Genomic DNA, 10049 nt, shown 5'->3' with positions numbered 1-10049 from the left:
ATTATATATCAATACAAATTTATATTAATGAAAGTATTTATATTTTATATTAATTAATTTTAAAAAAAGTGATTTGAATGACTAATGGAAAGATTGAAGAATATCAAAATATATTAGAAGAAGAAGAACTTATGATTGAGACTCATTTTGTGAATATAGAAAGGATTTTAAGAGAACCTGAAAAAATTGAAAAAGACAAGCTATTTGCACTAATGAATAACTACAACACATTAAATATTCAATATGAGCAACTATGTAACGATCTCATTGAATTTATTAGAATATTCAAAGGTGATGATCAAGAAATTAGATTATACAAAACTGATGAATTAATTAATTTATTAGACTCAAAAATTAACCAAATAGATGAATCTAATTAATTATAATTAATTACAACAGAACCTGTAATATTTGTAGTTGAATTTTCAGCTACAACTTCACCATTTCTTAATAATTTTATATGTAACTCCCCTTCACCATAATCATATTTTTGTGCAGTAATAGACACACTATCCCAAGCAGCACAATCAAGTGTAAAAGATTTATTACCAGAACTTTCTTTACTTACAAGATAATTAGGACTACCCATTTTAGCACCCCAACTACCTTCATATTCAATAACTGCTTTATAAGGATAAGAATCAGTCTTATAAATAGAACCATTATCAGTAATTAAATTTAAAGACTCTTCATGAGAAGGCTGGGTATTATCATGAATAAACGAGAATAGTAACAGTGCAATAACAATTATTCCCAGCACAATAACAATTTTTTTTGCTATGCTTATATTCCAACTGTTACTCCTACGAGGATTATTAATTCTGTTCCCATTAGAATCAGTTAGAAGATAACCACAATTATCACAATATACTGCTGTGGATGAATTTTCATAACCACAACGTGGACATTTAACCATAATTAAAAAACCTTTTTCATTTCTTATAAAAAGTTTATTATAAAACTTATATTTAAAATTAATGGAAAATTATCCAATTTTAATAAAAATTAATATGGTCTTAATGATAATAATTATAGACATTTTTAGCCGTTTTTAAATTCATGCCATCTATTTTAGCTAATTCCTCAACTGATGCCTTTTTAATATTATCAACACTACCAAATTCTTTTAAAAGACTAATCTTTCTTTTTTTACCAATTCCAACGATATCATCAAGAGAAGAGGACTGAATATCATTACTACGGAGTTTTCTATGATAAGTTATCGCAAAACGATGAGATTCATCACGTACTTGCTGAAGCAAATGCAATGCAGTGTTATTTTTAGGAATGATAATTGGACGTTTGGAGTTTGGAATATATATCTCTTCAAATTCCTTTGCAAGTCCGATAATAGGTATATGAGTAAGATTTAATTTCTCCAATACTCCACATGCCATCCCAAGTTGTCCTTTACCTCCATCAATCACAATTAAGTCAGGCTCAGGATCATTATCAATCATTTTCAATCTACGAGTCAATAATTCCTCCATCATTGCAAAATCGTTCGGACCAGGGGTTTCCATCTTGAAATGTTTATACATTTTTTTATTAGGTTTTGCATCTTTAAAGGATACTTTTGAACCAACAGCAAACTTACCTGAAATGTTACTGATATCATATCCTTCAATTACATGAGGTATTTTTTCAAGTTTAAGGTATTTTTTAAGTTCGATTAATGAATTTTCCATCTTTTTCTTTTGATGTTCAATGATTTCAGCATTTTTCTTAGCCATTTTAACAAGTCTTAATTTAACACCTTTTTGAGGAACTTTAATCTTGACTTTATTCCCCCTTAAATCACTTAACCAATCCTCAAGCAATTCTTTATCATCAATATTTTCATCCAAAAGAATTTGCTTTGGAATATGCCTGTTATATCCATAATACTGTTGAATAAATGAAAACATGATTTCAGAAGGTGAATCATATTTAGAACCACTCATTAAAAAGTCATCACGACCAACAATCTTACCATTTCTAATCGGCATTATAATGACAACTACTTCATTTTTACCTATAGCCATAGCTATTACATCTTGATCTAAATCATCATCCACTAAATCAACAAATTGTTTTTCCATTATTTCCTCAATAGATGCGATTTGATCTCTTATTACCGCTGCTTTTTCAAATTCTTCAGAGTTTGCAGCCTCCATCATTTCTTTTTTCAGATTTTTAACAATGGTTGAATATTTTCCTTGGAAAAACAAATCAATTTTGTTTATAATTTCCGAATATTCTTTTCTAGAAATTCTCCCATCACAAGGAGCATAACATAAATCAATTTGTGAGTTTAAACAAGGACCATTCATATTACGGCAAGTTCTTATCTTAAACAATGATTTTAAAAATTTAACCGTTTGTTTAACCGAACCAACATCAGTAAAAGGACCAAAATACACTCCATTTTTTGTTACATTTCTTGTAATAACAATACGTGGAAATTCCTCATCGGTAATTTTAACATAAGGATATCTTTTATCATCCTTTAGCTGAATATTATATCTTGGACTATGCTTTTTGATTAAATTAGCTTCTAGAATCAATGCTTCTTTTTCTGAATTAGTTATAATATACTCTAAACTATCAAAATGACTCATTAAAATTTGAGTTTTTGGTCTATCAAGTTTCTCACGAAAATAAGATTTAACTCTTTTTATGAGATTTTTCGCTTTACCAATATAAATTATAGTGTCATTACTATCTCTCATAATATAGACACCTGGTTTATTTGGTAAATTGTCCGGAGATTTAACTTTAGTTGACATGAACTAACCTATTTAAGTTCAACAATATCATTATTTAATTTAACTTTATTATCTGCAATCATTAAGTCTAAAACGCTGTTAATTCTTGTTGCTGTCTTTTTAGAAGTTGATTTGAAACCAAAGTTACGTGATGTTTCTTTTGCAACTTGTTTTGTTGTAAGATCTTGCTTATGAATCAATACAGTCCCAATATTTTTAGCAATTTCTTCATCTGAAATCAAATCAATATTAGGTTTATTCCTTTTTCTAATAACAATATTATTATTTGAAGCACCATATAAAAAGTCTCCAATTCTAATAATATAGCCTGAGTTTTCAGCTTCACTTATTCCCTCATTGACACGCTTTTTTAACTTAGCTCCTGCCCTTTTGATATCGCATGAATCCTTAACTCTTTTTATAACTTCACTAACATGAATTGGTCCTTCAACATCAACAATACTATTAATGGATTTAGCAACATTATCAACAGACTGTCTGTACAACTCATCTGATGAATGTAATCCAATATCATCAATTTGAACATAATCAACTAACTCATCTTCCATTTTTCTTTTACCTGGAAGTTTATTATCATCAAATGATTTGAATTGATTGTCTTTTCTACGTCTTTCACGTTCTATTTCTTTATAATCTTCATCAGCACTTAAAATAATATCTTCTAATGCTTGATCTTTGAGATCTTCTCCATGAAGTGGAATAATAACCTCTTCTTCGCTTTCTTCATGAACTGGAACAATAACATCTTCTTCCGTTATTTCCTTTTTAAAATCATCCTTCATTTCTTCTTCAATTCTTATCTCTTCTTGTTCAGCGAATGTTAATTTTTCTTCCTTTTCAATGATTTTATCTGAATCATCATCACTTGGTCTGTTTAAATAGTCCATTGGATCAAATTCTTCAGTTCTATCAACAACAGAAACATAATCTATATGAGTTGGGTTTTCAATTTCCTTTAAAGATTTATTGATGTATTCCATATCTTTTTTGATTCCTTTAATAGATTCTCTAACAGATTTTGGTCTTTCTTCATTATAATAGAAATTATTTTTTCTAAGTTTACTGTTCACATCATTTGAACCTTGATAATAAGAGATTCCATCCATATTAGAAGTTTCTTCGATTTCTTGCTCTATAATCTCATTATCTTCAATAATCACTTCATTATCTTGGACAATATCTTCTTTGACTTCATTTTCTAATTCAATATTGTCCTCATTATTACCCTCATCAAGTTCATCGATTTCCAATACATCTTCAAGGAACTCTTCCATTGCTTTACTTACAATGTCAACAGCTTTTTCGTTGATTTCATCTTTACTCAAATCAGGTAATTCATCAGTGAATATATTTAATTCCTCTCCTTCAGTATAATCCCTTTTAGAAGTTGATTTTCCAATATCTTCATTATCTTCTTTAGGAACTGGCCTTTCCAAATCATCATAATTTCCTTTAGGAGTTGGTTTTTCAAGAGTTTCATCCGGTAAATTATCATTGAAAATATTCAATTCTTCATCGCCATAAACAATTTCAGCTTCGACAACAGAATCATCACTTGGAGCTGGTTTATATTGATAATCATCATCTTCGATTATTTCACCCTTAACAGTCTCAATTTCTTCTGTTTCAAGATGTGATTCACCACCAATAACATCTGAAATGATTGATTTTACAAAATTACTACCTTTAATATAATGATGTTTTTGAGCTTGTGGCTTTTCATCAACTTCAAATTCCTGTTCTTCTTGAACTTCATCCACTTTAAAATCGGAGCTAACCTTATCTTGTTCATCTAATACATGTTCATCATCATGGCCATGATCAACATAAATATAATCTTCTTCAGAACCTAAATCAACTTTATAATCATCACTATTATCAGATGTTTTAGAAGATTCAGTAATCTCTTCATCTAAATCATATCCATTAGAAGAATCTTCTTGAGTTTCATTAAACTCATCATCACTATGATCAACAACAATGAAATCATCAGATTCCAAATCCTCATGTTCCTCTTTAGCAGATACCTCTTCATCATTACTATGATCTACATAAATATAATCTTCTTCAGAACCTAAATCAACTTTATAATCATCACTATTATCAGATGTTTTAGAAGATTCAGTAATCTCTTCATCTAAATCATGTCCATTAGAAGAATCTTCTTGAGTTTCATTAAACTCATCATCACTATGATCAACAACAATAAAATCATCAGAATCCAAATCAACTTTATTACTAAATTTCGGTTTTTTGAAATTTGAATTAGTGCCTTTTTTCGGATTTAAATCCTTAGAATGTTTCTTAATAATTTTATCATTAGTAGTTTCATTAACTTTTGAATTAGAATCATCATTTACTTTAGAAAATATTTCCTCTGAATTTTTACTTAAATCTTTTTTGAATTTAGAAGATGAATGATTATCATCTTCAGATTTTTCATCAGAATTTAAAAATGATTTAAATTTATCAGAAAGTTTTTTAGAAATACTGTTTACTTCACCAGAATCTTCATGGTTTTCCTCGACTTTAGTAGTATTTTCTTCGGAAATTTCATCATCTGATTGTAAAGTTTTCTTATCATCATTTGCAGGTTCATCGATACCTAATTCAACATTAAAATCTTCTTCGATTTCATCATTCTGTTCGTGTTGTGTTTCAAATTTAATATCATGAGACACATCATCATTTGCTTCAAGTTCATCATCAGAAGATTCAACATTAACAAACTCAGAAGAAGTTTCATTTATTGGATTATCTTCGCTTAACTTATTTTGTGAGGATTCACCATCAGAATATTTAACATTAACAAATTCTGAAGGATTTTCATTTATTGTATTCTCTTCATTTAGTGTATTTTGTGAGGGTTCATCTTCAAAAAACTCAGATGGATCAATTGAACTTACATCAATTGGCTTTTCAAATATATCTCCATCATCAACCATTTCAACTTCGACAAAATCTGCTGGACCAATATCTTCAGCATTTATTTCAGTATTATTTTCTTGTTCTTCTCTAGCTTTCTTTTCAGCTTCTTCTTTTTCACGTGCAATACGTAATTCTTCAGCTTTTTTTTCTGCTTCCAATCTTCTTTTTTCAGCTAATTTTTTCTCTTCTTCAGACCTACGTTTTTCTTCCTCACGAGTTTGACGAATTGATTTTTGAACAAAATCCAATAGCTTTTTACGTCCTAAATCCCTATTTCTATACCAGTCAGTTGACCATAAATGATAAAGTTTCCATCCAAGACCTGTTAATACTTGTTCACGTAATCTATCTCTATCACGCGCTACTTTACTTGATGCATACATTTTACCATCAGTTGTAATTCCCAATATATATTTTCCAGGATTTTCATCATCAACAATAGCAAGGTCTACTCTAAATCCTGCACAGCCAATTTGTCTATCAACTGTATAACCATTTTCTTCTAAGAAACTAGCTATTGCATCTTCAAATGGTTCTTTCAAATAGGAATTTTGATTAACGGTTCCTAGTGTTAAGTTTTCAGCATATTCTAAAAATTCTTTAAGAGATTTTACACCATATGGTGGATTTGCTGTTAATTTCATATCATAAGCCTTAAAGTTTGAGAAAACAACACATTTCTCCCTTGCTCTTGTAATTAAAACATTAAGTCTTCTTTCACCACCATTTTGGTTTAAAGGACCAAAGTTAAGAGACATTTTTCTATCCTGGTCATAACCATAACCTACACTGATTAATATGACATCTCTTTCATCACCTTGTATTGTTTCAAGGTTTTTGACAAAGAATCTTTCATCTTTATTGTCAGAGAATAATGGTTCAAATTCAGGTCTTTCTTTACGTTTTGCTTCCAAAGCTTCTAGAATTGCATTTTTTTGAGCAACGGAAAATGTTCCAACACCTAAACTTTTTGTATCACCATATTTTTCAAAATGATTAAATATCTCTTCCACAACATCTTGAGCTTCTAAAGGATTAGCAGAAGATGAACCCCTATGATATGCAGTATTTGGATTATAGTGAAACTTCAAACCAAGTTCTGGATCATTATGTGAAGGTGAAGGGTAAACCAATAAATCATCATCATAAAACTCGCTGTTTGAAACTGCAATTAATGATTCATGACGGCTACGATAATGCCATTTAAGCATTTTAACCGGAAATGACAATTTACATAAATGTAAGATACTTTCCATATCTAATGAAGTTGCCTCCTCTTCATCACTTTCTGCATCGGACATTTGGTCGAAAAATGAAGTTGGAGGTAATTGCTGAGTATCTCCCATAACAACAGCAGTTTTCCCTCTCATAAATGCACCTAATGCATCTTCAGGTTTTACTTGACTTGCTTCATCAAAAATAACAACATCAAACTGTAGTTCCTCATTTGTTGGGTCTAAATATTGTGCGATTGATAAAGGAGACATCATAAAACAAGGTTTGATTTGCTTTATTAATCCACCAGTTTTTTCTAAGAGTTTTCTAACTGGCATGTGCCCACTTTTTCTTGTAAATTCTCCAGCTAATATTTTAGCCTGTGGATTTTCAGTTCCTCCAAAAATCTTTGGGATATTGCTGTTTAATTTATGATAAATCCTTTTACGGTTCAATATTAAAATTTGTTTATCCAAATCTTTAAATTCACGAATTCTATTTTCATGAAGTTCCCCTACAAATGTTGCAAGTTCATGATTTTCAACAAATAATATATTTAAAAGTGAATCTGCAAAGTTTCCATCAACTAATGCTCCAATATCTTCCTTTTTAATGTTTCTTTTCTCAATGGAATCTATGAACATTTTAGCATTAGAAGATTTAAGTGAATTTTTAGTATTTAAATATTGAGACCATAAATGAAGACTGGATAATTGCCCTCTCCAATTATATAACTGTTCTTTCCATGCTTCAAATGGAACATCCCCTGTTTCTCTTTTAAAGATTAATTTACTTCTTGGATTTAATTTGTCTTTAAGCTTTGATAATACACGAACAAATTCTTCACCAGCATCAATATAGTCTGCAAGATCTCTTTCAGGTTTAATATCGAATAAATCTTTACTCATTAATTCAATAGTATTCTCGGAAAATGTTCCTTCACGTACAAGTGCAGTAAATTCATGCATCCATCTTGCGATAGCTTTTAAATCATTAATGTTTGCATTTAAATGCCAGTATCCACCGAAATATTTTTGACCCAATGCATTATTATCTTCAATAACTTTTCTAATCTTAATTATTGCTTTTGCTTCTTGTAAATCTCTTATAATATCCTCAGCACTTCCTGATACAGGTACTGAATAAAATCTTTCAACAAGCTCGATATGCTGTTTGTTATTGAAAAATCTGAATTTTTTACTAGAAATATTTCTTAACTCATAGATTAATCTATCAATATCTGCTTGGAAAATACTTTGATTAAATTTATTTAAAGTTCCAGCATATTTTTGATATCTTTCCAACTCTTGGATTAATTTAAATGCATCATCATTGTTAGTATTCCATGCCCCTGATTTCAATATGCTTCCATCTATCAATTCTGCATTTTGGGATTTAATTATTTCAAAAGCTGAAAGAGAATTCTGGAATTCATTTAATGTATCTGGTTTTTTAATTCCATAAATATCATAAACCCTTCCACGTTCAACCAGGAAATTATCAAGAGCATATAATGAATCTCCAATTAACATTTCAATTTCTCTTAAATCTGCAGGAAGCAAACTTTTTGGAGCGCATTTACTCCAAGGATTTTCCTTAGAAATTGTTTGATATAATTCTGCTAGGTTTTCCAAAGCTAGTTTCATATCATCCAAATCTTTTAAAGTAATAGACTCAGGATCATCAAACCTAACCAAAGGCATTAACATATTTTTAGTTGCGAAATGATCATCTGCAGATTCTTTCATACCATATAACTGAAATGCAGATAAATTAACGGCAAATACCGGTTTGTGAATAATTTGAGAATAATCATCAAGCTGCCTACGTAAATTCTCCAATTTACGAGTAGTTTGATCAATGTTTAATGGTTCCTGAGACCTTACATTAGTAGCTTTTTGTAAATCCTTGAGGAATTTTCTCCTTCTTGTTTTATGTGAATGCAATTCAAGAACAAATTTACCGAGACCAACTGCAGTTAATCTATCTTTTACAACATCAAGTGCTGCCATTTTTTCCGATACAAATAAAACTGATTTACCTTCAGCAAGCAATTCAGCAATTAGATTTACAATAGTCTGTGATTTACCTGTTCCAGGAGGCCCTTCCACAACAAGATTACGTCCAGCCTTAACGTCTTGAATAGCTGCAATTTGAGATGAATCAGCATCCAAAACCTGATACATATTTTGATATTCTAACCTTGAATCAATATCTTCTTCCCTAAATGCATCATGATCATTTTTAGCAGGATTAAAAATAGCCTGGATTAATTCGTTTTTGGTTAAATCTACATTGTCTTCCCAAGCTTCCGGATTTAAATCATTGTACATTACAAATTTTGTAAAACTAAAGAAACCTAAAGCTACATTATTATTAACTGTCCATCCATCCATTCTACTAACAGAACGACGAACACTAGCAATATAATGGTCAATTACTTCACCATATCTCTTAAATTCAAAATCAGGAAAATCAATACCTGCCTCTAATAATTTAGCTTTAAGTGAAATATTAGTTTGAATATCTTCTCCAGTCCATTCAAGATTAAATGATTCACCAACCTTTTTCCTTTCCATTACAACCGGAATTAACACTAAAGGAGCTTTATTTCTTTGTTTTGGTTTTGATTTATCAACCCATTCAAGAAAACCAATAGCTAAATACAAAATATTATAACCTTGCTCTTGAAGCATTGTTTTTGCTTGATTATTTATGTAATATAATCTTTTTTGGAGTTCTTTTGGAGTTAAATCAGTAGCTAACTTCTTATCTCCTTCTGAAAATTTTGAAAAATCAAATGGAATATGATCCCATACAGATGACTTATCCTCTTCTTTTTTATCCTTTTTATTAGCCACAAAATACATTTTATTATCTTGAAGAACTAATGTTTGAAAAAGATTTGAAGGAGTCTGATTTACTATAGTGAGGGTTTTTGCTCTTGATTTAAAATTAAGAAGCTGATTTTTTAAAGTTAAATCTAATAATTCTTTACGTAAGTTTTTAAATTCCTTTTCGATTGTATTAGATGATTTGTTTAACATGATGACCCTTTGTAGTGTTTAAAAAATTAAGAAATACATTATATAGATATACTAATATTAATTAATAAAAGTTTCTAAACAACTATTAGAT

Annotated in this window: 4 protein-coding genes; 1 reads left to right on the top strand and 3 read right to left on the bottom strand. The window is 29.6% G+C overall.

What is annotated here, in order from left to right; translation table 11 throughout:
* Positions 1-77 precede the first annotated feature (77 nt).
* Entirely contained in the window at positions 78-380 is a 303-nt protein-coding gene (locus tag ACR0P1_RS06745) for a hypothetical protein (protein WP_432645642.1), read from the top strand.
* On the opposite strand, the gene ACR0P1_RS06740 is transcribed toward ACR0P1_RS06745, so the two are convergent.
* The 3 genes from ACR0P1_RS06740 to ACR0P1_RS06730 form a co-directional block, all read right to left on the bottom strand.
* Positions 377-916, bottom strand: coding sequence for a zinc ribbon domain-containing protein (locus tag ACR0P1_RS06740; RefSeq protein WP_432645641.1), 540 nt, complete (start codon positions 914-916; stop codon positions 377-379). The genes ACR0P1_RS06745 and ACR0P1_RS06740 overlap by 4 nt on opposite strands.
* Before the next feature lie 100 nt (positions 917-1016).
* Complete coding sequence (uvrC, locus tag ACR0P1_RS06735) at positions 1017-2768, bottom strand: excinuclease ABC subunit UvrC (RefSeq protein ID WP_432645640.1); 1752 nt, start codon at positions 2766-2768, stop codon at positions 1017-1019.
* Positions 2769-2776: 8 nt separating this feature from the next.
* A complete protein-coding gene (locus ACR0P1_RS06730) occupies positions 2777-9958 on the bottom strand; it encodes a DUF3320 domain-containing protein (RefSeq protein ID WP_432645639.1) in 7182 nt (2393 codons plus the stop codon).
* Positions 9959-10049: the final 91 nt, after the last annotated feature.

The organism is Methanobrevibacter sp. (genome assembly GCF_050872065.1).
Classification (GTDB): Archaea; Methanobacteriota; Methanobacteria; order Methanobacteriales; family Methanobacteriaceae; genus Methanocatella.
This window is presented reverse-complemented; position numbering and strand designations above follow the sequence as displayed.